The 23488-nt window shown below is 65.2% G+C and carries 24 protein-coding genes and 1 pseudogene; 15 read left to right on the top strand and 10 right to left on the bottom strand.

The window, feature by feature from the left end; translation table 11 throughout:
- Positions 1–35: 35 nt before the first annotated feature.
- The 5 genes from AB3X86_RS32915 to pxpB all read right to left on the bottom strand — a co-directional run bounded on the left by AB3X86_RS32915 (position 36) and on the right by pxpB (position 4441).
- On the bottom strand, positions 36–992 hold the full coding sequence (locus AB3X86_RS32915; RefSeq protein ID WP_368599185.1) for a DUF979 domain-containing protein: 957 nt from the start codon (positions 990–992) through the stop codon (positions 36–38).
- A complete protein-coding gene (locus tag AB3X86_RS32910) occupies positions 989–1762 on the bottom strand; it encodes a DUF969 domain-containing protein (RefSeq protein WP_176110043.1) in 774 nt (257 codons plus the stop codon). The genes AB3X86_RS32915 and AB3X86_RS32910 overlap by 4 nt, the downstream gene beginning before the upstream one ends.
- A gap of 203 nt (positions 1763–1965) precedes the next feature.
- Positions 1966–2718 carry a 5-oxoprolinase subunit PxpA gene (gene pxpA / locus AB3X86_RS32905; RefSeq protein WP_152852541.1) on the bottom strand — a complete coding sequence of 251 codons (753 nt, stop codon included), beginning with the start codon at positions 2716–2718 and terminating at the stop codon, positions 1966–1968.
- A gap of 20 nt (positions 2719–2738) precedes the next feature.
- Positions 2739–3791 (bottom strand): biotin-dependent carboxyltransferase family protein, encoded by a 1053-nt coding sequence (locus AB3X86_RS32900; protein WP_368599184.1) that lies wholly within the window; start codon positions 3789–3791, stop codon positions 2739–2741.
- Complete coding sequence (gene pxpB / locus AB3X86_RS32895) at positions 3788–4441, bottom strand: 5-oxoprolinase subunit PxpB (RefSeq protein ID WP_368599183.1); 654 nt, start codon at positions 4439–4441, stop codon at positions 3788–3790. Before pxpB ends, AB3X86_RS32900 begins: the two co-directional genes overlap by 4 nt.
- Positions 4442–4652: 211 nt before the next feature.
- Between pxpB and AB3X86_RS32890 the strand changes: the two genes are divergently transcribed.
- Positions 4653–5165, top strand: coding sequence for a winged helix DNA-binding protein (locus AB3X86_RS32890; RefSeq protein ID WP_018418717.1), 513 nt, complete (start codon positions 4653–4655; stop codon positions 5163–5165).
- A 50-nt stretch (positions 5166–5215) separates the two neighbouring features.
- On the opposite strand, the gene AB3X86_RS32885 is transcribed toward AB3X86_RS32890, so the two are convergent.
- Positions 5216–5758 carry a 5-formyltetrahydrofolate cyclo-ligase gene (locus tag AB3X86_RS32885; RefSeq protein ID WP_255215121.1) on the bottom strand — a complete coding sequence of 181 codons (543 nt, stop codon included), beginning with the start codon at positions 5756–5758 and terminating at the stop codon, positions 5216–5218.
- Between the two features lie 77 nt (positions 5759–5835).
- On the opposite strand from AB3X86_RS32885, the gene AB3X86_RS32880 reads away from it, so the two are divergent.
- The 4 genes from AB3X86_RS32880 to AB3X86_RS32865 all read left to right on the top strand — a co-directional run bounded on the left by AB3X86_RS32880 (position 5836) and on the right by AB3X86_RS32865 (position 10751).
- The gene (locus tag AB3X86_RS32880) at positions 5836–7803 is read left to right on the top strand and encodes a transglycosylase SLT domain-containing protein (RefSeq protein WP_368599182.1); all 1968 of its coding nucleotides are present in this window, start codon (positions 5836–5838) and stop codon (positions 7801–7803) included.
- A gap of 82 nt (positions 7804–7885) precedes the next feature.
- The gene (locus tag AB3X86_RS32875) at positions 7886–8839 is read left to right on the top strand and encodes a complex I NDUFA9 subunit family protein (protein ID WP_368599181.1); all 954 of its coding nucleotides are present in this window, start codon (positions 7886–7888) and stop codon (positions 8837–8839) included.
- A 29-nt stretch (positions 8840–8868) separates the two neighbouring features.
- Positions 8869–9522 carry a glutathione S-transferase family protein gene (locus AB3X86_RS32870; protein ID WP_184226267.1) on the top strand — a complete coding sequence of 218 codons (654 nt, stop codon included), beginning with the start codon at positions 8869–8871 and terminating at the stop codon, positions 9520–9522.
- Positions 9519–10751 (top strand): multifunctional CCA addition/repair protein, encoded by a 1233-nt coding sequence (locus tag AB3X86_RS32865; protein WP_176124569.1) that lies wholly within the window; start codon positions 9519–9521, stop codon positions 10749–10751. Before AB3X86_RS32870 ends, AB3X86_RS32865 begins: the two co-directional genes overlap by 4 nt.
- Before the next feature lie 31 nt (positions 10752–10782).
- Here AB3X86_RS32865 and AB3X86_RS32860 read toward each other — a convergent pair whose 3' ends face one another.
- Positions 10783–10977 carry a DUF2905 domain-containing protein gene (locus AB3X86_RS32860; protein WP_013090808.1) on the bottom strand — a complete coding sequence of 65 codons (195 nt, stop codon included), beginning with the start codon at positions 10975–10977 and terminating at the stop codon, positions 10783–10785.
- A 31-nt stretch (positions 10978–11008) separates the two neighbouring features.
- Positions 11009–12211: a class I SAM-dependent methyltransferase gene (locus tag AB3X86_RS32855; RefSeq protein WP_368599180.1), complete on the bottom strand. Its 1203-nt coding sequence runs from the start codon at positions 12209–12211 to the stop codon at positions 11009–11011.
- Between the two features lie 13 nt (positions 12212–12224).
- Between AB3X86_RS32855 and AB3X86_RS32850 the strand changes: the two genes are divergently transcribed.
- The 6 genes from AB3X86_RS32850 (at position 12225) to AB3X86_RS32825 (ending at position 18717) form a co-directional block, all read left to right on the top strand.
- Positions 12225–13052 (top strand): SDR family oxidoreductase, encoded by an 828-nt coding sequence (locus AB3X86_RS32850; RefSeq protein WP_368599179.1) that lies wholly within the window; start codon positions 12225–12227, stop codon positions 13050–13052.
- 89 nt (positions 13053–13141) lie between these two features.
- Positions 13142–13537 (top strand): dihydroneopterin aldolase, encoded by a 396-nt coding sequence (locus tag AB3X86_RS32845; RefSeq protein ID WP_013090805.1) that lies wholly within the window; start codon positions 13142–13144, stop codon positions 13535–13537.
- 3 nt (positions 13538–13540) lie between these two features.
- Entirely contained in the window at positions 13541–14542 is a 1002-nt protein-coding gene (gene ttcA, locus AB3X86_RS32840) for a tRNA 2-thiocytidine(32) synthetase TtcA (protein WP_368599178.1), read from the top strand.
- A 141-nt stretch (positions 14543–14683) separates the two neighbouring features.
- Positions 14684–16045 carry a bifunctional UDP-N-acetylglucosamine diphosphorylase/glucosamine-1-phosphate N-acetyltransferase GlmU gene (gene glmU, locus AB3X86_RS32835; RefSeq protein ID WP_368599177.1) on the top strand — a complete coding sequence of 454 codons (1362 nt, stop codon included), beginning with the start codon at positions 14684–14686 and terminating at the stop codon, positions 16043–16045.
- A 59-nt stretch (positions 16046–16104) separates the two neighbouring features.
- The gene (glmS, locus tag AB3X86_RS32830; RefSeq protein WP_176380107.1) at positions 16105–17922 is read left to right on the top strand and encodes a glutamine--fructose-6-phosphate transaminase (isomerizing); all 1818 of its coding nucleotides are present in this window, start codon (positions 16105–16107) and stop codon (positions 17920–17922) included.
- A 195-nt stretch (positions 17923–18117) separates the two neighbouring features.
- Positions 18118–18717: a rhomboid family intramembrane serine protease gene (locus tag AB3X86_RS32825; protein ID WP_176380108.1), complete on the top strand. Its 600-nt coding sequence runs from the start codon at positions 18118–18120 to the stop codon at positions 18715–18717.
- A gap of 49 nt (positions 18718–18766) precedes the next feature.
- Here the strand turns inward: AB3X86_RS32825 and AB3X86_RS32820 are convergent, their stop codons facing one another.
- Positions 18767–19027 (bottom strand): DUF6723 family protein, encoded by a 261-nt coding sequence (locus tag AB3X86_RS32820; RefSeq protein WP_176124588.1) that lies wholly within the window; start codon positions 19025–19027, stop codon positions 18767–18769.
- Between the two features lie 111 nt (positions 19028–19138).
- Between AB3X86_RS32820 and AB3X86_RS32815 the strand changes: the two are divergent.
- The 4 genes and pseudogenes from AB3X86_RS32815 to AB3X86_RS32800 form a co-directional block, all read left to right on the top strand.
- Positions 19139–19342: pseudogene (locus AB3X86_RS32815) on the top strand (cytochrome-c peroxidase); the annotation flags it as partial.
- Between the two features lie 176 nt (positions 19343–19518).
- A complete protein-coding gene (locus AB3X86_RS32810; RefSeq protein ID WP_368599176.1) occupies positions 19519–20196 on the top strand; it encodes a transglycosylase SLT domain-containing protein in 678 nt (225 codons plus the stop codon).
- A gap of 197 nt (positions 20197–20393) precedes the next feature.
- A complete protein-coding gene (locus tag AB3X86_RS32805) occupies positions 20394–21242 on the top strand; it encodes a DUF2242 domain-containing protein (protein WP_368599175.1) in 849 nt (282 codons plus the stop codon).
- Between the two features lie 759 nt (positions 21243–22001).
- Positions 22002–22253 (top strand): hypothetical protein, encoded by a 252-nt coding sequence (locus AB3X86_RS32800; RefSeq protein WP_176124598.1) that lies wholly within the window; start codon positions 22002–22004, stop codon positions 22251–22253.
- A gap of 78 nt (positions 22254–22331) precedes the next feature.
- Here AB3X86_RS32800 and AB3X86_RS32795 read toward each other — a convergent pair whose 3' ends face one another.
- Positions 22332–23261 carry a DMT family transporter gene (locus AB3X86_RS32795; RefSeq protein WP_368599174.1) on the bottom strand — a complete coding sequence of 310 codons (930 nt, stop codon included), beginning with the start codon at positions 23259–23261 and terminating at the stop codon, positions 22332–22334.
- Positions 23262–23488 lie beyond the last annotated feature (227 nt).

The following is a 23488-nucleotide window of genomic DNA, read 5'->3' as shown; positions in this document are numbered from 1 at the left end:
CGCCGCTTGTCTGAGCGACGCCCTTGTCAGCAGCGCTACAGAAACATCAAGAAATTGAGCAGAAAAATATTGATCACCAGCAGCGTCAACGCCGTCGGAATCTGCGCCTTGATCACCGCATTCTTGTCGGGTAATTCGAGCAGCGCGACCGGCACCATGTTGAAGTTTGCGGCCATCGGCGTCATCAGCGTGCCGCAGTAGCCGGAGAACATGCCGATCGCGGCCATCACGGCCGGGTTGCCGTGGAATACGCCGACGAGGATCGGCACCCCGACGCCGCCCGTCATCACCGGAAACGCCGCGAAGCCGTTGCCCATCACCATCGTGAACAACGCCATGCCGATGCAGTACACGGCCACCGCGACGAAGCGGTAGTCGAGGCTGATATACGACGTGGTCACGTGCGCGACCGCCTTGCCGACGCCCGCGTCCGAAAACACGAGGCCGAGCATGCCGAGCATCTGCGGCAGCACCGCGGCCCACGACAGCGCATCGACGAGGCGGCGCGCCTCCTTCATCGACTGACCGACCGTGTCGCGCGTGATCACGCAGGCGATCGCAAGCGCAATCACGCAGCCGATGCCGAAGCCGATCAGAGTGACGTTGGCCTTCTCGATCAGCGGCACGCCGCCGAACACGAGATGGCTTGCCGCTAGCGTGATGATCACGGTGATGACCGGAATCGTCAGCGCGGGCACGAACAGCTTGTTGCGCAGTCGCGCGGCGCTCGCTTGACGCGCTTCGAGTGACAGCGTCTTCGGCTTGCCCGCGGTGACGCCGCCGAAGCCCGCGATCAGCGCCATCGCGATCACCGCGACGCCGACCACGGCCGGCGGCAGCCGGTCGCCGATCAGGAAGATCAGCGCATAAAGAATCCAGAAGCCGCCCGCGGTGAAGCGGCGCGGATGCTGGCGGTCCGTAACGATCATGCCGCCGACGATCAGCAGCACGATGCCGAGCAACCAGAACAGATAGGTGATCGTGAAGGTCATGCTTCGTCTCCGGTAGCACGAGTGGCCGACGACGGTTTTGATGCGGCAGTCGCTTTCGCGCTCGAAGTACCGCCCGACACCTTGCCGCGCAATTCACGCTCGAGCCACCGGTCGAGCAGCCAGAGCCGGAAGCCATGGACGATGAACGCGCTGATCGCGGTCGGAATGCCCCACACCGCAACGTGAATCGGCTCCACGACGATGCCCGCTTCCTTCAGGAAAGTCGTCATCAGCACGATCGCTCCGAACGCGACGAAGATGTCCTCACCGAAAAAGAGGCCGACGTTGTCGGTTGCGGCCGAGAACGCGCGCAGCCGGAAGCGCACCGCGTCGCTGATCTTGCCGAAGCGGTTCTCGGTCGCGCCCTCGGCCATCGGCGCGATCAGCGGACGCACCATCTGCGGATGGCCGCCGAGCCCGGTCAGGCCGACCGCGGCGGTCAGCTCGCGCACGGCCAGGTAGACGATCAACAGACGCCCGGCGGTCGCCGCCTTGATGCCGCTAATCCATGCCTGCGCACGCTCGCGCAGGCCATGTCGTTCGAGCAGGCCGATCACCGCGAGCGGCAACAGGATGATCAGCGGGATGTTGCGCGTCTTGATGAAGCCGGTGCCGATCAGCGCGAGGATTTTTTCCGGCGGGAAATGCGCGGCGAAACCGGTGACGATCGCGGCGACGGCCACGATCAGCATCGGATTGAAGCGCAACAGAAAGCCAACGATGATGACCGCCACGCCGATGAGCGGCCATAGACTGACAGTTGTCTGCATCAGGGTCTCCAAAGAGGTTATGCAACTTCGCCGCGGGTAGCGGCTGACGTGAACCGGTGCATGCGGCCCATGCGCCGGCGTGCTGCCGCGGCTCTGCGGCCGCGTCGAACTCTCTTTACCTGCCCCGCGGATGCAAGTGCGTCGGCATCGGCGGTTTCGCGGCGGGCATCACCGCGCGGTGTGCACGGTGGCGATGCGAACGCTCAGACGCGCGCGGCGCCCGCCGGGTGCACTTCGATGCCGGCGTCGGCGAGCGCGGCGCGAATGCGTCGCGCGAACGCGAGCGCGTGCGGGCCGTCGCCGTGCAGGCAGATGGTTTGCGCCTTCAGCGGCACCCACTGTCCGTCGACGGCCTTCACGCGTTGCTCGCGGATCATCGTAAGCGTGCGCGCGAGCACTTCGTCCTCGTCGTCGAGCAGCGCGCCCGGCTCCTTGCGCGGCACCAGCGAGCCGTCGGCGCGATAGCCGCGGTCGGCGAACACTTCCTCGATCGCGGTCAGGCCCGCGTTGCGCGCGGCGCTGACGAGCCCGCTGTTGGCGAGCGCGAACACCGCCACCGACGGATCGAAGTCGTGCACCGCGGAGACGATCGCGTCGGCGATCTTCGCGTCGCGCGCGGCCTGGTTATACAGCGCGCCGTGCGGCTTCACATGCGCGATGCGTCCGCCCTCGGCCTGCGCGATCGCCGACAGCGCACCGAGCTGATACAGCACTCCCGCGTAGATCTCGCCCGCCGGCAGATCCATTTCCTTCCGGCCGAAATTCTCCGGATCGTTGAAGCTCGGATGCGCGCCGATCGACACGCCTTTCTGCACGGCCCAGCGCACGCAGTCGCGCATCGCGTTGGGCCCGCCCGCATGCCAGCCGCATGCGATGTTGGCCGAGCTCACGAGGTCGAGCAGCGCCTCGTCGGAGCCGCAGCCTTCGCCGAGATCGGCGTTCAGATCGATTTCCATGGGGATTCCTTTTCTCACCGTTACAGCGCCGCGAGCGCCGCCTGGCGCGTGCAACGCTCTTCATGCATCGCGATCGCGGCATCGATCTGCCGCAGATACGTGCGTTCTTCCAGCAAAGCCTGGCGCGCCTCGTAGGGCGTCGTCGGGATGAAACGGACCGCCGCGTTCAGGCGCACCTGCGCGAGCTTCCACAGATCGGCCTGGATCACCGCGCCGATCTTCGGATAGCCGCCGGTGGTCTGCGCATCGCTCATCAGCACGATCGGCTGACCGTTCGGCGGCACCTGGATCGTGCCGGGCAGCACCGCGTGCGACAGCAGATCGGTCTTGTGCGTGCGTTTCAGTTCCGTGCCTGCGAGGCGGTAGCCCATGCGGTTGCTGTTCGGCGTGACGAGCCACTCGTCGGACCAGAACGACTGCTGCGCATCCGCGGTGAAGCTGTCGTATTCGGGGCCGCGCAGCACGCGGATCGGTACCGCCCACGGCACGCCGGACGGATGTCGGCCGCGCCGCAGCGGCTCGGGGACCAGCACGAACTTGCACCATGTGGGCGCCTTCACGCCGAACGCGGGCGCCTCCGGCGCGAAGCCGAGTTGGCCGCGCTGCGGCGGCGCGCCGACCGGCAGACGGTCGCCATCGTTGAGCGCGCGGCCGCCGAGTCCGCCGAAACGACCGGCGAGATCGGTGCTGCGCGAGCCGAGCATCGGCAGTACGTCGATGCCGCCCGCCACGCACACATAACCGCGCATGCCGCGCTTCGCCGCGTTCAGCACGAGTTCCTGGCCGGCCTGCACGGGCAGGCTCCACCATGAAAAGACCGGCTTGCCGTCGAGCGTCGAGCCGAAGTCGGGGCCGGCGATCGCGACGCGCGTTGCGCGCAGAAAGCGCAGCACGGTCGGACCGAAGGTGATTTCGAGGCCGGCCGCATCCGGGCGATTGCCGACCAGCCGGTTGCCGACTTCGAGCGACAACCGGTCGAGCGCACCACTCATCGCGACACCGAGATGCCGGTAGCCGTGGCGGCCGAGGTCCTGGATCGTGGTCTGGAGACCCGCGCGGATCACGTCGATCATGCGTGCATCCCCGCGATCGTGAAGCGCACCCGGTCGCCGGGCTGCAGCAGGGTGGGCGGGCGGCGCGCCGGGTCGAACAGCGGCACCTCGGTGCGGCCGATCAGCTGCCAGCCGCCCGGCGACACCGCCGGATAGATGCCGGTCTGCTCGCCGCCGATGCCGACCGAGCCCGCCGGCACTTCGAGCCGTGGCGACGCGCGGCGCGGCGTGTGCAGCGCCGCGTCGAGCCCACCCATATAGGCGAAGCCGGGCTGAAAGCCGAGAAAGAACACCACGTAGGCGCCGCCCGCATGACGCTCGACGACCTCTCGCGCGCTCAAGCCCGTATGTTCGGCGACCGCCTGCAGATCGGGGCCGAATGCGCCGCCGTACTGCACAGGAATTTCGACGTCGCGTCCCGGCGCGGCGACTTTGGCCGCTGCGTTCCAGGCCGCCAGCAACTGCTCGCCGAGCGCGTCGGCGTCGGTCGCGAGCGGGTCGAACACGAGTGTCAGATTGTTCATGCCGGGCACGACTTCGAGCACCTGCGGCCAGTCGCGCGCGGCTTCAGCGGCGGCCCACACGCGCTGCTGGCACTCCAGCGTGGCCGGCGGGGGCGCTTCGCAGACGAGCGCGGCATCGCCGAGTGGAAAGATTCGTGGTTGGCTCATGTCTGGGCGGCCCGGATCGAGTCTGAAAATGAGGCGGACGGCGCGATGCGTGGGCGCAGGTCCGGCACGGAGTCGGCGAGGTTTGGAGAATACATTATCAATAAAATATCGACGATTTACCAATAAGCGTTTTCGCCAGGCTCGTCGGCGACTGGGCATCGTCGTACACTTGCGACACTTTTCCAGCCCATTTTCGTCACGGGAACCTCGTATGACGCGTCATCCCACCAAGATCGTTTCGTCGGAACACCTCGTCTCCGAGAGCAGCGCGGAGCTGTCCGAGCTCGAATACGCGCTGATCATGGCGGGCAATGCGTTCAACCGCTGGATGGTGCGCTGCATGTCGGCGGCCGGCGACAAGGACATGACCGCGATCGAGGTGTCGCTGCTGCACCACGTGAGCCATCGCGAGCGCCGCAAGAAACTCGCGGACATCTGCTTCGTGCTGAACATCGAAGACACGCACGTCGCGACTTACGCGTTGAAAAAGCTTGTAGCTAGAGGGTACGTAAAAAGCGAAAAGACCGGCAAGGAAGTGTTCTTTTCCGCCACCGACGCGGGCCGCGAGCTATGCCTGAAGTATCGCGAGGTGCGCGAAAACTGCCTGATCTCGACGCTCAAGGAAAGTGGCCTGACCAACCAGCAGATCGGCGAGGCCGCGCAGTTGATGCGCAATGCGTCGGGGCTGTACGACACGGCGGCGCGCGCGGCCGCTTCGCTGTAGCGACGAAATAGCGCGCAAACGCCGCGCGTCACACGCCGCGCATCGCGCGTTCAGTCCGGCAGCGCCGGATGAAACCCCGCTTCGGTCACGATCAGATCGAGCGGAATGTCGTGCGCCTCGCGCTCCAGCGTGTCGGTGCGGCACGCTTCGTACGCGATGCCGACCGTGATCGGCTTGTGCGCGGCCGGCCAGCGGGCCAGCGTGCGGTCGTAATAGCCGCCGCCGTAGCCGAGGCGATAGCCGTCCGAGTCAAAACCCACGCACGGCACGAACAGCAGCTCGGGCAGCACGACGCGCCCCGAAGTGGGCTCGGCAATCTTGTGATGGCCGATTTTCATCGGCGTCGCGGGCGTCCACGCATGGAATTCTAGTGCCATGCCACGTTCTTTAATGATTGGCAGACTGGCTTCGTGATGCGAATCCGCGGCGAGCCAGATCCCGATCGCGCCGCGCGCGTCGAACTCGCCGGCGAGCGGCCAGTAGAATCCGGCGCTACGTACCGCATAGTGCTTCAGCGCGTCGAGCATTCGACGCCCGAGCGCGGCATTCTTCGACGGCTCGGAAGCCGCTTGCAGACGGCTTTCCAGCAACATCCGGCGCAGCGCCTTTTTCGTTGCGGGGACAGGGTTGCATGCTATGCTTGGGTCCAATTCGCGCTCCAGAAACAACGATGTCAAAACGCCTTTTTCGAGTATATCGCGCGGCCGGTATCGCGCTGGCCGCAGCGGCACTCGTGGCCTGCAGTACTGCCTCGGCCGTCAAGCCTCTCCCAATCTCCCAACTCACGAACGACGACCAGATTTTCGTCCAGCTTCGCGAAGCCGCGCGCACTAACGACGCGGCGCGCGCAGCCCAGCTCGCGAGCATGATCCCGAATTATCCGGCGCCCTCGTATCTGGAGTACTTTCAGATCAAGCCGCAGCTGTTCGATTCGACCGGCCATGCGCGCATCGACGCGCCGGACGCGCCGGTGCTCGCGTTCCTGCAGAAGTACGACGGCCAGGCAATCGCCGATCGCATGCGCAACGACTATCTGACCGTGCTCGGCACGCGTCACGACTGGCGCAACTTCGACCAGCAGTACGCGAAGTTCGTGCTCGACGACGACACTCAGGTCAAGTGCTACGCGCTCGAATCGCGCGCGTCGCGCGGCGAGAACGTCGCGGACGCGGCACGCGCGCTGCTCGTCGATCCGAAGTGGTACGGCGACGGCTGCGTCGATCTGATCACGGTGCTCGGCGTGAACCATCAGTTCAGCAGCGACGACATCTGGGCGCAGATTCGTCTCGCGTACGAGCAGAACTACACGAACACCGGCAGCAAGCTCGTCGACGCGCTCGGCGACCAGCCGCCCGACCCGGTGCTGTTCAGCCAGGCCGCCAATACGCCGCCGCTGCTGCTCGCGCGCAGCGTCGGACCGGATGCGCAATCGCATCAGCTGGCGCTGCTCGCGATCACGCGCATGGCGCGCAACGATCCGGCCATGGCCGCAGCCACGTTCGCATCGGTCGCGCCGTCGCTGAATTCGCCGGAGCGCGCGATCGGCTGGGGCACGATCGGCTATCAGGGGGCGCTCAAGCAGATGCCTGCCGCGGTCGACTGGTTCCGGCTGTCGGCGAACGCGCCGCTGTCGAATCCCGCGTATGAATGGCGCACCCGCAGTGCACTGCTTGCCGGCGACTGGAACATGGTGCGCTGGTCGATCGAGCAGATGCCCGAGTCGCTGCGCAAGCAGCCGTCGTGGGTGTATTGGCACGCGCGCGCGCTCAAGCAGGCTGGCGACACCGCCACGGCCAACCAGGAATTCCAGTCGATCGCGTCGAACTTCAACTTTTACGGCCAGCTCGCGCTGGAAGAGCTCGGCCAGAAGATCACCGTGCCGCCGAAAACCACGGTCACCGACGCCGAAGTGCAGCAGGCCGGCACCACGCCGGGTTTCGATCTGGCGCAGCGCTTCTATGCGCTGAATCTGCGGCTCGAAGGCAATCGCGAGTGGAACTGGCCGCTGCGCGGCATGACCGACCGGCAACTGCTGGCGGCCGCCGAGTACGCGCGCCGCATCGAGCTGTACGACCGCACCGTCAACACTGCGGACCGCACGAAGAGCGAGCATGATTTTTCGCTGCGCTATCTATCGCCGTTCCGCAACATCGTCGAGCAGGACGCGCAGTCGAGCGGGCTCGACGTCGAGTGGGCGTACGGGCTGATTCGTCAGGAGTCGCGCTTCATCATCAACGCGCGCTCTGACGTCGGCGCGGGCGGACTGATGCAGCTGATGCCCGCCACCGCGCAACTGGTCGCGAAGAAAATCGGTCTGGGCCCGCTCTCGCGCGAGCAGATGAACGACATCAACACCAATATCCTGCTCGGTACGAACTACCTGGCGATGATCTACAATCAGTTCGACGGGTCCGCCGTGCTGGCCACCGCTGGCTACAACGCAGGTCCGGGCCGTCCGCGCAACTGGCGGCAGTCGCTGCAGCGCCCGGTCGAAGGCGCGGTGTTCGCCGAGGCGATTCCGTTCCAGGAAACTCGCGACTACGTCAAGAATGTGCTGTCCAACACGGTCTACTACGCGGCATTGTTTGAAGGCCGTCCGCAATCGCTGAAGGCGCGCCTGGGTTACATCGCACCGTAAGCGCCTTGCCGCCGCAATCTCGTTTCGAGGTTGCGGCGCGCTTCGCCAGCCGTTGCCGCGGCTTCCATCAGGGAGTCGAAAAATGCGACATCAAGCTATCGCGGTCATCGGCGGCTCCGGGTTCATCGGCAGCTACCTCGTCAACTCGCTCGTCGAAATGGGCAAGGATGTGCGCGTCGCCACGCGGCGACGCTACAACGCGCGCCATCTGACCATGCTGCCGATCGACGTGCTCGAAACCGACGTGTTCGATCCGGTGCAGCTCGCGCGCTTCGTCGAAGGCGCGGATTGCGTGATCAACCTCGTCGGTATCCTGAACGGCAAACGCGGCAAGCCTTATGGACGGGAGTTCGCGCATGCGCACGTCGAGTTGCCGACGCGCATCGTCGCCGCCTGCGAAGGCAAGGGCGTGCATCGGCTGATTCATCTGAGCGCGCTCGGCGCCAATCCGAGCGGCCCGAGCATGTATGCGCGCTCGAAGGGTGACGGCGAGAAGGCGGTGCATGCGGCGAATGTCGCGTGGACGATCTTCCGGCCGTCCGTCGTGTTCGGTCCCGAGGACGCGTTTCTGAACAAGTTCGCGTTTCTGCAGCGCGTGTTTCCAGTCATCCCGCTCGCGATGCCGGACGCGCAATTCCAGCCGGTCTATGTCGGCGACGTCGCGAAGGCGATCGTCAACGTGCTCGATATGGATGGCGCGGGCGGCCGCACCTACGAGCTCGGCGGCCCGACCGTCTATACGCTCGATGACCTGGTGTCGTATTGCGGCGACGTGATCGGCAAGCATGCGCGCATCATCCGTCTGCCCGAGCCGCTCGCGCGGCTGCAGGCGCTGAGCTTCGAATTGGCGCCGGGCGAACCGGTGATTTCGCGCGACAATCTCGATTCGATGAAGGTCGCCAATATTCTGAGCGGGCCGCTCGCGCCGGAGCTCGGACTGGAACCGGTCAGCATCGAAGCGATCGTGCCGACGTATTTGACCGGCGCGGCCTCGGGTTCGCGACTCGACACGTTCCGCGCCAGCGCGGGGCGCTGAAACCTTTTTCCCACTCCCTGATAACAAGCATGAAACTGCTGATTGGTGATAAGAACTATTCGTCGTGGTCGATGCGTCCGTGGCTGCTGCTCACGCACTTCGGCATTCCGTTCGACGAGGAACTGATCCTGCTCAACGAAGCGGATACGAATGCGAAGATCCGCGCTCAGGCACCGCGCGGACCGGGCAAGGTGCCGTGCCTGATCGACGACGCGGGGCAGGCCGTGTGGGATTCGCTCGCGATCGCCGAAACGCTCGCCGAGCGCTTTGCCCAACACGCGCTGTGGCCGCGTGACGCGGCGGCGCGCGCGCATGCGCGCAGCGTCAGCGCCGAGATGCATTCGGGCTTCGGCGAATTGCGCTCGAAGATGTGGATGAACATCCGTGCGTCGTTCCCGGGCAAGAACGCGACGCCGGGCGCGCTCGCCGACATCGCGCGGATCGAGACGATCTGGCGCGACTGCCTCGACACCTACGGCGGTCCGTTCCTGTTCGGCGAATTCGGCATTGCCGACGCGATGTACGCGCCGGTCGCAATGCGCTTCAACACGTGGAAGCCGGCGTTGTCGGAGACCTCGGTCGCCTATGTCGAGCGGCTTACCAAGCTGCCCGCGGTCAACGCATGGATCGATGCCTCGCGCCGTGAAACGCACGCGATCGCCTATCAAGACGAATGCCCATGAATATCTATGCAGTAGGCGGCGCGGTCCGCGACGAGCTGCTCGGCGTACCGGTGCAGGACCGCGACTATGTGGTGGTGGGCGCGACGCCCGAGCAGATGGTCGCGCAGGGCTATCGGCCGGTGGGCAAGGACTTTCCGGTATTCCTGCATCCGCAGACGCACGAGGAGTACGCGCTCGCGCGCACCGAGCGCAAGACGGCGGCCGGTTATCACGGCTTCCAGTTTTTTTATGCGCCCGACGTGACGCTCGAAGAAGACCTCGCGCGCCGCGATCTGACGATCAACGCGATGGCGCGCGAGGTGCGCCCGGACGGTGCGCTGACCGGTCCCGTCATCGATCCGTTCAACGGTCAGGCTGACTTGCGGGCGCGGCTCTTTCGCCATGTCAGCGATGCGTTCCTCGAAGATCCGGTGCGGATTCTGCGCATCGCGCGTTTCGCGGCGCGCTTCGTCGATTTCACGGTCGCGCCGGAAACGCTGGCGCTGATGCGCGAGATGGTCGCCGACGGTGAAGCCGATGCACTGGTGGCCGAGCGCGTGTGGCAGGAAGTATCGCGCGGACTGATGGAGAAGAAGCCGTCGCGGATGTTCGACGTGCTGCGCGACTGCGGCGCGCTCGCGCGGATTCTGCCGGAGATCGATGCGTTGTTCGGCGTGCCGCAGCGCGCCGACTATCACCCCGAAGTCGATACCGGTGTTCACGTGATGATGGTGCTGGACCATGCCGCGCAGCAGGGCTACACGCTGCCGGTGCGCTTCGCGGCGCTGACACACGACCTCGGCAAGGCGACCACGCCCGAGGAGCAACTGCCGCGGCACATCGGCCACGAGGGCCGCAGCGTCGATCTGCTCAAGCCGCTGTGCGAGCGGCTGCGCGTGCCAAATGAATGCCGCGATCTGGCGATGCTGGTCGCGCGCGAGCACGGCAATATTCATCGCGTGATGGAGATGGGGGCGGCGGCACTGGTGCGCCTGCTCGAGCGCAGCGACGCGATCAGGAAGCCGGCGCGCTTCGCCGAGGCGCTGCAGGCCTGCGAGTCCGATGCGCGCGGGCGGCTCGGCCTCGAGATGAGCGAGTACCCGCAGGCCGAGCGGCTGAGGGTGGCGCTGGTGGCCGCGCGAGGCGTGGATGCGGGAGCGGTGGCCAAGCGGCTCGCCGATGCACCGGCCGGCATCAAGGACGCCGTGCATGAGGAGCGGGTGCGCGCGGTGCAAGCGGCGCTTGCCTGAAGCGGTGGTAACGTGAAGCGGCGCGCGGTGCCTACAACACCCGCGCCAACAGCGACAACAGAATCGACAGCACCAGCGTCGACATGAACGGAAACGGATACTCGCGGCCGAACAGCCGCAAGGTCACGTCGCCGGGCATCCGGCCGATGCCGAGCTTCCGCAGCCACGGCCAGCACGACGACAGCACCGCGACGGCAACGAAGGTAGTCAACAGCCAGCGAATCATCGCGAGTCCTCGAACCGGAACGGCTTCACAATCACAGCGTATGCGAGCGGTCGCCGCTCGAAAAGGCGCGCAACGTATCGTCGAGTCCGCGTGAAAACGCGATCACCTTGAAGAGTTCGCCCATCTCCGCCTCGGACAGCAGCTTCTGTACCGCGTTGGCCGCGGGCAGAAAACGCCGGCTGTCGGCGGGATCGATTTCGCCGAGCACCTCGGTGACGCCCGCGTTCAGCAGGAAGCGCGCTTGCGAAGTGAAGCCGAGCAGATCCGCGCCGGTGTCGACGCCCGCCTCGGCGATGCCAGTGAATTCGACGTGCGCGGTGATGTCCTGCAGACCGGGGTACAGGAACGGGTCGCCGTGCGCGCGATGCCGGTAGTGGCACATCAGCGTGCCCTGCGCGCGCTGGTCGTGGTAGTACTCGTGGCGCGGAAAGCCGTAGTCGATCAGCAAGATCGCGCCGCGCGCGAGCATCGTGCAGATGGTGCGCGTGAAAGCGCGGGCGGCTTCGTGCGTTTCGGTCACGTAGCCGTCGCCGGCGTTCTCGCGATCAGTATCGATTTCGGTCAGCAGCGCGCGGTCCGCGGCGGCCGCGACGGGGCGGTCGTCGAATGCGAACGCGCCGTCGCGCCAGACCACGCCGCGCTCGTGCCAGACACCGCCGTTTTGCGCGAAGAGCCGCACCGGCATCGCATCGAGCACCTCGTTGCCGATCACCACGCCTTCGAAGCGCTCCGGCAATGCGTCGAGCCAGCGTACTTTGGCGAGCAGCGCGGGCGCGGCCGCCGCGATCGTTTCGCGCTGCCGCTCGCGCAGCTCACCCGACAGATCGACGATCGAATAGCTGTCGAATTCGGCGCCGAGGGTGTCGAGCGCATTGAGCAGCCCCGCGGCGAGCTTGCCGGTGCCGGCGCCGAACTCCATCACCTCGCGCGTGCCGCTCGCCTCCAACGCTTCCGCGACCGGGCGCGCGAGCGTCGCGGCGAACAGCGGTGACAATTCCGGCGCGGTGACGAAGTCGCTGCCGTCGTCGGCGCGCAGGCCGAATTTGCGTGCACCGCCGCTGTAGTAGCCGAGCCCCGGCGCGTACAAAGCGCGCTCCATGTAGCGGTCGAACGGCAGCCAGCCGCCGGCCGCTTCGAGCTGCGCGCGGATCTCGGCGACGAGCGCATCGGACTGCGCGAGCGCGCTCCGGCCGGGAGCAGGTAAACTATCGGGTTGGTGAGCTTTCGGATTCATCCCCGCATTGTAAATGACCGTTTCTCCGGACATCGCTGCCCGCGCGGCCGAAGCGCCGACTGAACCGCCCCGCGTCGTGCTGATTACCGGCGCCGCGCGCCGCATCGGTCGCGCGCTCGCACTCGGCTTCGCCGCGCGCGGTTGGGACGTGGCCGTGCACTACGGCGCCTCGCGTGAGGACGCCGACGAAGTGGTTGCACAGATCGTCGCGCTGGGCCGTCGCGCGGTCGCGCTGCACGCCGAGCTCGGCGACGAGGCGCAGGTCGCGCGGCTGCTGCCGGACTGTACCGCGGCGCTGGGTCGGCCGTCGTGCGTCGTCAACAACGCGTCGCGCTTCGAGGAAGACACGGCGCGCGACGTCGGCTACGAGCTGCTGCTGAAGCTGACCGCGATGAACGTCGGCGCGCCGCTGGTGCTCGCGCGTATGCTTTATGACGCGACGCCCGATGCCGCGCTGCGCGACGAAAGCCAGCGCAGCGTGGTCATCAATGTGCTGGACCAGAAGCTGTACAACATGAACCCTGACTATCTGTCGTACACGCTGTCGAAGGCGGCGCTGCAGACCGCGACGGTCGCGCTCGCTCAGGCGCTCGCACCGAAGGTCCGGGTGGTCGGGCTCGCGCCCGGCCTGACCATGCAATCGGGCGACCAGACCCAGCACGGGTTCGAAGCCGCTCACCGTATGACGCCTCTTGGCCGTGCGTCGCGGCCCGAGGATATCGTCGCCGCCGCGCTGTATCTCGCGGATGCAGCCGGCGTCACCGGAACGACGCTGGTGGTCGACGGCGGGCAGCATCTCGTGCCGCTGCCGCGCGACGTAATGTTTTTGACGGGCGCCTGACACGCGCGCGCGGCCAGCCTTCGATGCGGCCGTCACGAGTGGCGCAGCGCCCCTTTGCGTGCCCGCACGCTTTTTTGATTGGAACGAACATGTTTGCCGCTCTTTCGCACCCCCGGCTCGCCGATTGCCGCCGGCTGTTTCTGCGCAATTACGAAGTGCATATCAACATCGGCGTGCACGACTTCGAAAAGCGCGGCGAGCAGCGCGTCGTGATCAACGTCGAACTGTTCGTGCCGCTCGCGATGTCCACGCCGGTTCACGACAAGCTCACCGAAGTCGTCGACTACGATTTCATGCGCTCGACGATCGCCAAGCGCGTGTCGCAAGGCCATATTCATCTGCAGGAAACGCTGTGCGACGACCTCGTGCGCGTGATGCTCGAACATCCGCAGGTGCGCGGCGCGCGCGTGTCGACCGAGAAGCCGGACGTGTATCCGGACTGCGATGCGGTCGGTGTCGAAGTCTTCCGCATCAAGGAGGACTGAGCGATGAATGCACCCGAAATGCTGAACGCAGGCGACCAGGCCGCCGAGGCCACCACGGCCCCGAACGCCGCGCGCGCCCCGAAATCGCCGCTCACGCGCCGCGAGCAGAAGGAAGCGTACGAGAACAACAAGCTGTTCAAGCGCCTCGCGCGCCAGGTCGGCCAGGCGATCGGCGACTACAACATGATCGAGGACGGCGACAAGGTGATGGTGTGCCTGTCGGGCGGCAAAGACAGCTACGCGATGCTCGACATCCTGATGCGGCTGCGCGAGCGCGCGCCGATCAATTTCGACATCGTCGCGGTCAACCTCGACCAGAAGCAGCCGGGCTTCCCCGAGCACGTGCTGCCCGAGTATCTGACCCAGCTCGACATCCCGTTCCACATCGAGAACCAGGACACCTACAGCATCGTCAAGCGGCTCGTGCCGGAGGGCAAGACCACCTGCTCGCTGTGCTCGCGGCTGCGGCGCGGCATCCTGTATCGCGTCGCCGGCGAGCTCGGCGCGACCAAGATCGCGCTCGGCCATCATCGCGACGACATCCTGCAGACGCTGCTGCTGAATCTGTTCTACGGCGGCAAGCTGAAGGGCATGCCGCCCAAGCTGCAATCGGACGACGGCAAGAACATCGTGATCCGGCCGCTTGCCTACGTGAAGGAAACCGATCTGGAGAAGTACGCGGAGCTGCGCGAATTCCCGATCATTCCGTGCAATCTGTGCGGTAGCCAACCAAACCTGAAGCGCGCGGAAATGAAGGCGCTGGTCCGCGACTGGGAGAAGCGTTTCCCGGGTCGCATCGAGAACATGTTCAACGCGCTGTCGAACGTAGTGCCGTCGCATCTTATGGATCACCAGCTGTTTCCGTTCGCGGGGTTGCGCGCGACCGGCGAGGCCGACCCGCAAGGCGACATCGCGTTCGACGAAGAACCGTGCTCGAGCGGCGACGAAGGCGCGCCGCTCACCGGCGCGAAGACTATTCCGCTGGTCCAGTTCGACGACCTGTAGAGAGCGAAAATTGCTTGTTTTGGCGGCATTCGGGCGGTTTTCCGCTGATTTGCACGCCCTGCCGAGGCCGCGTCTGCGGCCTTTTTTGCAGGTGCAGCATGATAGAATCGTGCGCTCCAAACTCGTCTATTTGCCGACGCCATGAACATCGTCATTTTGGCGGCAGGTACCGGCAAGCGCATGCGGTCCGCGCTTCCCAAGGTGCTCCATCCTCTGGCCGGCCGGCCGCTCCTCGCTCATGTCATCGACACCGCCCGCGCGCTGAAGCCCGCGCGCCTGATCGTCGTGATCGGCCACGGCGCCGAAGCCGTGCGCGAAGCCGTCGCGGCGCCCGATATCCAGTTCGCGGTGCAGGAGCAACAGCTCGGCACCGGCCACGCGGTGCAGCAGGCGCTGCCGCTGCTCGATCCTTCGTTGCCCACGCTGGTGCTCTATGGCGACGTGCCGCTCACGCGCGCGCAAACGCTGCGCGCACTGACAGAGCGCGCCGGGCAGGACGGCTACGGCGTACTCACCGTCACGCTCGACGACCCGAACGGCTACGGCCGCATCGTGCGCGATCAGCATGGCAACGTGCAGCGCATCGTCGAGCAGAAGGACGCAAATCCGGAGCAGCTGAAGATCGCTGAAATCAACACCGGCATCATCGTCGCGCCGACCGCGCGCCTTGCCGGCTGGCTCGCGGCGCTCAAGAACGACAACGCGCAAGGCGAGTTCTATCTGACCGACGCGGTCGAGATGGCGATCGAAGCCGGGCTCGAAGTCGTCACCACGCAGCCCGACGACGAGTGGGAAACGCTCGGCGTCAACAGCAAGCAGCAGCTCGCCGAACTCGAGCGGATTCATCAGCGCAACGTCGCCGACGCGCTGCTCATCGCGGGCGTGACGCTCGCCGACCCCGCGCGCGTCGACGTGCGCGGCACGCTCGAATGCGGCCGCGACGTATCGATCGACGTCAACTGCGTGTTCGAAGGCAGCGTGTCGCTCGCTGACAACGTCAGCATCGGGCCGAACTGCGTGATTCGCAACGCGCGTATCGGCGCGGGTACGCGGGTCGATGCGTTCACGCACATCGAAGGCGCGGAAGTCGGCGCGAAAGCCGTTGTCGGTCCGTATGCGCGCTTGCGCACAGGCGCGGCGCTGCAAGACGAGTCTCATGTAGGGAACTTCGTCGAGATCAAGAACGCTGTGCTGGGTCATGGCTCGAAAGCCAACCACCTCAGCTACATCGGCGACGCGGATGTCGGCGCGCGTGTGAATATCGGCGCGGGCACGATCACCTGCAACTACGACGGCGCCAATAAATTCCGCACCGTGATCGAGGACGACGTGTTCGTCGGCTCGGACACGCAACTGGTCGCACCGGTGCGCGTGCAGCGCGGCGCGACGATCGCGGCCGGCACCACGGTGTGGAAAGATGTCGCCGCGAATGCGCTGGTGCTGAACGATAAAACCCAGACGAGCAAGACGGGCTACGTGCGCCCAGTCAAAAAGAAAAGCTGATCGATATGGCGTGCCCACGAGGCGCGCTCACTGAATTCGGCACTGAAAAGGAATACACCATGTGCGGCATTGTCGGCGCGGTTGCGCAACGTAATATCGTTCCCGTCCTGATCGAAGGACTGCGACGTCTCGAATATCGCGGCTACGATTCGTGCGGCGTCGCCGTGCTCGGCGCTCGCGGGCCGAGCCGCGCACGCAGCGTCGCGCGCGTCGCCGACCTCGACGCTCAGGTGCGCGAAGGTCACCTCGAAGGCGTGACGGGCATCGCGCATACACGCTGGGCCACGCATGGCGCGCCGGTCACCGACAACGCGCACCCGATCTTCTCGCGCGACGCGCTGGCGTTGGTACACAACGGCATCATCGAGAATTACGAGACCTTGCGCGAAATGCTTCGCGGCAAGGGTTACGAGTTCGTGTCGCAAACCGACACCGAGGTTATTGCTCACCTGATCCATAGCCTGTATCGCGGCGACCTGTTCGCCGCGGTGCGCGAAGCCATCGCACAACTGCACGGCGCGTATGCGATCGCGGTGCTGCATAAGGACCAGCCGCATACGGTGGTCGGCGCCCGCCAGGGCTCGCCGCTCGTAGTCGGACTCGGCGACGGTGAAAACTTCCTGGCCTCGGACGCACTCGCGCTCGCCGGCAGCACCGAGCGCTTCATCTTCCTCGAGGAAGGCGACGTCTGCGAACTGTCGCTCGATGGCGTGCGCATCGCCGATCGCCAGGGCGAGATCGCGCAACGCGAGGTGCGTCAGGTCGCGGCCTATGGCGGCGCGGTCGAACTCGGCCCGTATCGCCACTTCATGCAGAAGGAAATCTTCGAGCAGCCGCGCGCGATCACCGACACGATTCCGCAAGCCGACGCGTTCGATGCGTCGATCTTCGGCGAAGGCGCGCGCCAGGTGTTCGCGGACATCGACAGCCTGCTGATTCTCGCGTGCGGCACCAGCTACTACTCGGGACTCACCGCCAAGTACTGGCTCGAATCGGTCGCGAAGATTCCGACTCAGGTCGAGATCGCGAGCGAGTATCGCTATCGCGAGTCGGTGCCGAATCCGAAGTCGCTGGTGGTGGTGATCTCGCAGTCGGGCGAAACCGCCGACACGCTCGCGGCGCTCAAGCACGCGCAGGAACTCGGCCACCCGCACACGCTCGCGATCTGCAACGTCGGCACGAGCGCGATGGTGCGGCAGACCGAGTTGTCGTTCCTCACGCATGCGGGCCGCGAGATCGGCGTCGCGTCGACCAAGGCATTCACGACGCAGCTGGTCGCACTGTTCACGCTGGCCGCAACGCTCGCGAAGCTGCGCGGACGTTTGAGCGACGAGCAGGAAGCGAGTTATCTGAAGCAGTTGCGCCACCTGCCGGCCGCGCTGAACAGCGTCCTCGCGCTGGAGCCGCAGATCATCGCCTGGTCGGAGGAGTTTTCGCGCAAGGAACACGCATTGTTCCTCGGACGCGGCATGCATTATCCGATCGCGCTCGAAGGCGCGCTGAAGCTCAAGGAAATTTCGTATATCCACGCCGAGGCGTATCCGGCTGGCGAGCTGAAGCACGGGCCGTTGGCGCTCGTGACCGAAGCGATGCCGGTGGTGACGGTTGCGCCGAATGACGCGCTGCTCGAAAAGCTGAAGTCGAACATCCAGGAAGTGCGCGCGCGCGGCGGCGAGCTGTATGTGTTCGCCGATGCGGATACGAAGATCGTCAACGGCGAAGGACTGCATGTGATCCGGATGCCGGAGCACTATGGCTTGCTGTCGCCGATCCTGCACGTGGTGCCGCTGCAGTTGCTCGCGTATCACACCGCTTGTGCGCGTGGCACGGATGTGGATAAGCCGCGCAATCTGGCGAAGTCGGTGACGGTGGAGTGACGACGAAGCAGAAGACGTAACGGCGGCGGCGACGAACCGGGCCGCCGGCTCCCGCCAAATCAGCCGCACCGCCATTCGGTGCGGTGCGGCTGACGAAACACCCACCGCTCAAATCGGCATCTGTCGTTCCACGATGCCTCGACGTGACGACGCCACATCGACTACCCTCTGTCGACATCCCGTGGCCACGTCACCATGAAGACCTCATCTCGCAACACGCTCACCGAGAAGCTCAAGTCGCGAGTCGTACTGATCGCGCTGTTCGTCGGTTCGATGTGGGCCGTGTTCTTTCTGTCGGTTGCGTTGCCGTTCCTGCATCTGGACGAACACGGTGTCGTGCCGCGTACGTTCGGCGGCTTGCAAGGGATTCTGTTCGCACCGTGGCTGCATGCGAGCGTCGGGCATATCGCGGCCAACACGAGCGGGCTCGTCGTACTGGGCTGGCTGTGTACGTGGCCGCACATCGGCGGCTTCTGGCGTGCGACCATCGGCGCAATGCTCGGCGCCGGTCTTTGCGCGTGGCTGTTCGGCGCGCCGTATTCGGTGCATATCGGCGCGAGTGGACTGGTGTTCGGCTATGCGGGTTACCTGGTCGCACGCGGCTACTACACGCGCAATCTGGCGTCGATCCTCGTGGCTCTAGTCGTGGTCGGCAGCTACGGTCTGAGTTTGCTGTTCGGTGTGCTGCCGATCTATCCCGATGTGTCGTGGCAGAGCCATATCGGCGGCGTGATCGGCGGTGTGCTGGCGGCACGCTCGGGGGCTGGGGCTGCGCGCCGGGTGCGGGCGCGCTGACGGAGACCTCGCCGTTCGTTGGAATGGACCCGGTTCGGGGCGTCTCGGCCTACAACTCCGGCCGCGCCAGATCGCTCGCGACGATGTGTTCGCCATACACCTGCGCGGCCGCGAGTGCTTCGACGCGGCTCGGATGCGGGCCGAGTTCGGGCGCGCCGTCGAACGGAAACAGCACGCGGCCGTCGGTCGTGCGCACGACCTTCAACACGCCGAAGAAGCGCCGGTAGCCGGCCATCTTCGCGCTCGCCGAAATCTCGAAGTCGTCGTCCGATGTGCCCGGGACACTGGGGATAAACGCGGTCTTGCTCATAGCTGAAAACATCGGTTGTTCATCGAGGCGGTGCGCAACGCGATACGCACGGCGGACGTGCATTGTCTCAAATCCGCGCGAACGATGAAGCGAGCGGCCCCCCCTCGCCACGCGATCGAGCGCTTCGAGCGCGAAGACCTGAACTCTCATTCGTACACGAGCAAGTTCGATTGCTACCTCGACAGAAAAGTGCAACTAACTGCACAAGCGTTGCGAGGCGAAAAGCTGTTCGGCGACCCCGCCGGCGGCAATTGCGCGTCCTGTCATATCGACCAGCCGGGCGTGAACGGAGCCCATCCGCTCTTCACCGCGTTCCTCGCAACGCTGACCGACGGCTATGACCTGAAGACCGAAGCGGTCAAATAAGCGGGTCGAAAAATGCGAAGAGTTCTGGTCACCCTTGATTTAAAAGACAAAAACTGTCGAAGAAAGGCTCCGCAGTGCACCTCGGAGCTATAATGCGCGGATCTTTGCTTCCTCCGACGTCCACTATGAGCCGGTTACTTTGCCTGATCGTGCTTTCGCTCGGCCTCGCGCAAACCGCGGCGGCCGACGAAAACACCGACCGAATATCGGCGTACCTGACGCAGAAATTCGGTGTGGGCAGAGAAAAAGCTCAAAAGATCTCCGACGCGGTGCAATCCGCCGCCAACAAATACTCCCTCCCTCCGGCGCTGCTGCTCGCCATCATCTCGATCGAATCCCGTTTCAAGGAAAAGGCTCGCGGCGCCAATGGCGCGACGGGGCTGATGCAGGTCGTGCCGCAGGCGCACCGCGGGCTGCTGCGCAACGTGAAGGACCTGACCGAACCGGGTGCGAACATCGAAGCCGGTTCGGCGATCCTATACGGCTACATGCGCTCGGCGAACGGCGATCTGAATACGGCACTGAAGAGCTATGGCGGCTCAAAGGCCTATGCGCAGAAGGTGAATCTGCGCGTCGAAGATTTCGCGGCGGTTGCGACGCCCGCGGACGGCGCTTCAGAAGCCGCCGGGCGGTCCGCGTCCTGCGAGGCGGATCGTTGCGCCGGTGCGGACCCGTGGGCCGACGCGTTCAGCCTACCGGCGGCGCTCACTGCATCTGTGGCACCTGCGGCGAGCGGGGCCACCGCGGGCTCTGGGTCGAGTTCGGCCGCGACAGCGGGCTCGACGCGCACGACATCGAACTAGGCGCCCCGGCGCGGCTTTTACTCCCGTTTTCGCCCGTACGTGCTGCGAAGGCTGGGCGGCGTGCATCCAGTTGATGTGCTGTGTTACATGACGTAATGGGGTTCGGGCTCCGGCTTGCATGCTTTTTACGCACATAGCGCTGCCCGCTCTACAATGCATTCCCATTCGCGCTCACGAGGCGCTTCTTGCACCTGATCATGCAGACCCCCTTCTCCCGCACCACCGCCGCGGCCCTGTTCGGGCTGCTCGCGCTCACGGCATGCAGCGGCAGCACGCCGCAACCTAAATTCACGCAGGAACTGTTCGAAACCGGCGCAAGCCCGTACGCGCGCAATTTCAATTCGAGTACCGGTGATAGCTGCGAAGCCGCGCGCCGCGCACTGCTGAGTCAAGGCTATCTGACGACGATGTCGCGCCCCGATACCGTCGACGGCACGAAGAATTTTCAACCGACAGGCGATTCACACGTGGTCGTCGAATTTCACGTCGTCTGCACGCCCGGCGAAGAGGCGGCCAATACCAGCATCGTTTATGTGAACGCGGTGCAGAACGGCTTTGCGTTGAAGAAGAGCGATACGTCGGCGAGCGTCGGGCTCAGCGTGCTCGGTTCGCTGTCGCTGCCGATTCGCTCGAATAGCGACGCGATGGTGAAGATCTCGAGCGAAACGATCCCGTCTGGGAAGTTTTACGACCGCTTTTTCAGCCTCGTCGATCACTACTTGCAGACCGTCGTGCGTACGCAGCCGGTGACGAGCAGCTCGATCGAAACGCGCACGCTGCCAATGCAGGTAGCCACGCCGCTCCAGCTGACGATTCCTGATCCGGTCCCCGAGCCGTTACCGGCGACGACTCCCGCTGCCGTTCAGGCGACGCCGGCAGTGTCGGTTCAGGCGACGCAGCCATCTGCGGTTCAAGCGGTCCGATCAGCGCCCGCACCGGTTTCGTTAAGGACGCCGTCGCCATTCTCTCCGGTCCAACCAACCGACCCGATTGGCCAGGCCGCTGCGATCGAACCCGCGAGCGGCACGGCGTCTCTGGCGCCGTGACAGCGGCGCAGCGGCTTTCGCATCGAGGCTGATCAAGGTCCGATCAGCCTTCGATTCAGGCGCGTAGCCAGATTCACCTTATGGTGTTTACTTGATACGTATACATACGTAGTAGTAGTTAACAAGGGTTAACCGATTCTGTGGATAAGTCGCAAATGTCCCGCCGCTTCAACATCATGCCAAACCGATAACCCTGCGGAACACGTCGGTAGAAAAACTACATAACTGGGATAAGTTCGAACACCCGTCAACCGACCCCCGCCTTTATCAAGATTTCGCGCACAGGCTGTTCGTCGTGCTATCCCGAAGTTATTCAGAGGTCGCTGTGGATAACCGTTGCCCGCACCTGCGCTTCGCGCGATGCGAAGCGCTCGCCAACGCACAGAATTTCGGCCACCGAACGCGCACATTGATGACGCGGTACGAAGATTGCGCGCCTTCTTATTGCAAGCGCAACTGTTGCTATTTCGTCAAAAACCATTTGCCCAGCGAACAATCCGGCATAGAGTTAAAGTGCTTTGTGAGGTTTCTGGTGCAGTGCGGGGGATGTATGAAACGCAGATCAGCACGACAGCTAGTCCGTCTTCTGTCGGACCTTCGACATGCGGCCCATTGCAGATCGTTGCGGGCGGCCGCAACCAATCGGATGATGGCGCTGGCAGCCGCCGAGGCTGCCGAGAACGGCGACACCGCTCGCGACGACGACAGTCCCGAGTCCACGCGCAATGCGCAGCGCGACAAGCTGTTCCGGAGCAGATCATGAGAACCGCGAGCGAACAGTCGTTGCGGTTTCTGGTCGACAAGTGGCTTTCGCCATCGCCGGCGGAGCCGGTTCACGTGACGGAGTTCAGCCGCACGCGCACCGGCGGGCGGCGTTATGTGCGGGTGGAAACTTCGTCGGAAGAGGGCGCGCGCGGTTTGTTCTTCTTTCGGCACGACGACGGCTGCTGGTGTGTGTTTCCGCCGACCGCCGATACGCCGAGCCTATTCGCTCGTCCGCGCGCGGCATAGTTGGGCGAATGGGCAAGACGCCTGGCGGTGCGCGTCGCGCACCGAGCGTCGGCGTCGAATCGTTTTAACCGCTGTCAGTCACAACCCCTGCGGAGCACGCTGCCGGGCGCGTTGCCAGCTCGGCAGTACCTGACACACGATCAATCCCGCGAGCATCAGCGCGCAGCCGAACAATGCGCGCGCCGTCAGCGTCTCACCGAGCACGAGCCAGCCCGCGAACGCCGCGAACACGCCTTCCATGCTGAAAATCACCGCCGCGTGCGAAGGCGCCGCATAGCGCTGCGCGACCACCTGAATCGTATACGCGACGCCCACCGATAATGCACCGCCATACGCGATCGTCGGCGCGGCTCGCACAATCACCGCGGCGCTAACGGGCTCGACGACGAGGCCAATCGACAGACACACGAGCCCACAGGTCACGAACTGCACGAGCGCGAGCATCAGCGTGTCGTGGCGCGCCGCGAAGCGGCCGACCAGCATCATCTGCGCGGAAATCACCAGCGCCCCGGCGAGCTGATACCAGTCGCCATACAGCATCGAGAAGTGCTCGTCGACGCTCAGGAAGTACATGCCAACGGCCGCGAGCAGCGCGCCAAGCCATGTACCGAGGCCGGTCCGGTGGCGAAACAGCACGCCGAGCAGCGGCACGATCACCACATACAGCGAACTGATGAAGCCCGCGTTCGCGATCTTCGTGTACTGCAGGCCGATCTGCTGCAGCGAGATCGACACGGCTAGCACGACACCGAGCAGCCCGCCCGCGCCAAGCAGTTCGCGGGCGCCGCCCGGCGCGCGCTTCGTCAGTTCGGCGAGCGCCGGGCGGCGCACGCATACGATCATCGTCAGCACGACGAGCGCGCCGAGCAAAAAGCGCAAGCCGGTGAACAGGAACGGGCCGATCGTATCGAGGCTCAGTCGCTGGGCGACGAACGCGGAGCCCCAGATCATCGCGGCGATCAGCATCAGCACGTTAGCGCGCAGGTGTTGGCGGGTGTCGGGATTCAAGGTTTGTTCTGTTTTGTCGTGTGGATCGGGCTGGGAAGCCGCAAGGGCGCGGCACGCGGTGCGCAGCCCGTAAGGAATCGCTCACATGATACGCGGGCCTCGCGCGCCGGGCAGGCAAAGCCCGCGAGCCGCGCGACAATCGCGCAACGGCCGCGGTCGCCGCCGTGCGGATCGCTGTGATCACGCGACTTGCAAACCGGACCGCGATGCCTGGCTCCTTCCACGAG

This window comes from Paraburkholderia sp. BR14374 (assembly GCF_040948685.1).
GTDB classification, from domain to species: domain Bacteria; phylum Pseudomonadota; class Gammaproteobacteria; order Burkholderiales; family Burkholderiaceae; genus Paraburkholderia; species Paraburkholderia youngii.
Note: the sequence above shows the minus strand (reverse complement) of the source record. Positions and strands in the feature narration are given on the sequence as shown.

Excerpts from the sequence above, each read along its gene's own strand:
- AB3X86_RS32855 (WP_368599180.1), bottom strand. The coding sequence starts at position 12,211 with ATGAATCCGAAAGCTCACCAACCCGATAGTTTACCTGCTCCCGGCCGG.
- AB3X86_RS32875 (WP_368599181.1), top strand. The coding sequence starts at position 7,886 with ATGCGACATCAAGCTATCGCGGTCATCGGCGGCTCCGGGTTCATCGGC.
- AB3X86_RS32860 (WP_013090808.1), bottom strand. The coding sequence starts at position 10,977 with ATGATTCGCTGGCTGTTGACTACCTTCGTTGCCGTCGCGGTGCTGTCG.
- AB3X86_RS32800 (WP_176124598.1), top strand. The coding sequence starts at position 22,002 with ATGAGAACCGCGAGCGAACAGTCGTTGCGGTTTCTGGTCGACAAGTGG.
- AB3X86_RS32810 (WP_368599176.1), top strand. The coding sequence starts at position 19,519 with ATGAGCCGGTTACTTTGCCTGATCGTGCTTTCGCTCGGCCTCGCGCAA.
- AB3X86_RS32900 (WP_368599184.1), bottom strand. The coding sequence starts at position 3,791 with ATGATCGACGTGATCCGCGCGGGTCTCCAGACCACGATCCAGGACCTC.
- AB3X86_RS32865 (WP_176124569.1), top strand. The coding sequence starts at position 9,519 with ATGAATATCTATGCAGTAGGCGGCGCGGTCCGCGACGAGCTGCTCGGC.
- AB3X86_RS32820 (WP_176124588.1), bottom strand. The coding sequence starts at position 19,027 with ATGAGCAAGACCGCGTTTATCCCCAGTGTCCCGGGCACATCGGACGAC.
- AB3X86_RS32825 (WP_176380108.1), top strand. The coding sequence starts at position 18,118 with ATGAAGACCTCATCTCGCAACACGCTCACCGAGAAGCTCAAGTCGCGA.
- ttcA (WP_368599178.1), top strand. The coding sequence starts at position 13,541 with ATGAATGCACCCGAAATGCTGAACGCAGGCGACCAGGCCGCCGAGGCC.
- AB3X86_RS32910 (WP_176110043.1), bottom strand. The coding sequence starts at position 1,762 with ATGCAGACAACTGTCAGTCTATGGCCGCTCATCGGCGTGGCGGTCATC.
- glmU (WP_368599177.1), top strand. The coding sequence starts at position 14,684 with ATGAACATCGTCATTTTGGCGGCAGGTACCGGCAAGCGCATGCGGTCC.
- pxpA (WP_152852541.1), bottom strand. The coding sequence starts at position 2,718 with ATGGAAATCGATCTGAACGCCGATCTCGGCGAAGGCTGCGGCTCCGAC.
- AB3X86_RS32885 (WP_255215121.1), bottom strand. The coding sequence starts at position 5,758 with ATGTTGCTGGAAAGCCGTCTGCAAGCGGCTTCCGAGCCGTCGAAGAAT.
- AB3X86_RS32880 (WP_368599182.1), top strand. The coding sequence starts at position 5,836 with ATGTCAAAACGCCTTTTTCGAGTATATCGCGCGGCCGGTATCGCGCTG.
- AB3X86_RS32915 (WP_368599185.1), bottom strand. The coding sequence starts at position 992 with ATGACCTTCACGATCACCTATCTGTTCTGGTTGCTCGGCATCGTGCTG.
- AB3X86_RS32890 (WP_018418717.1), top strand. The coding sequence starts at position 4,653 with ATGACGCGTCATCCCACCAAGATCGTTTCGTCGGAACACCTCGTCTCC.
- AB3X86_RS32870 (WP_184226267.1), top strand. The coding sequence starts at position 8,869 with ATGAAACTGCTGATTGGTGATAAGAACTATTCGTCGTGGTCGATGCGT.
- pxpB (WP_368599183.1), bottom strand. The coding sequence starts at position 4,441 with ATGAGCCAACCACGAATCTTTCCACTCGGCGATGCCGCGCTCGTCTGC.
- AB3X86_RS32805 (WP_368599175.1), top strand. The coding sequence starts at position 20,394 with ATGCAGACCCCCTTCTCCCGCACCACCGCCGCGGCCCTGTTCGGGCTG.
- AB3X86_RS32850 (WP_368599179.1), top strand. The coding sequence starts at position 12,225 with ATGACCGTTTCTCCGGACATCGCTGCCCGCGCGGCCGAAGCGCCGACT.
- AB3X86_RS32845 (WP_013090805.1), top strand. The coding sequence starts at position 13,142 with ATGTTTGCCGCTCTTTCGCACCCCCGGCTCGCCGATTGCCGCCGGCTG.
- glmS (WP_176380107.1), top strand. The coding sequence starts at position 16,105 with ATGTGCGGCATTGTCGGCGCGGTTGCGCAACGTAATATCGTTCCCGTC.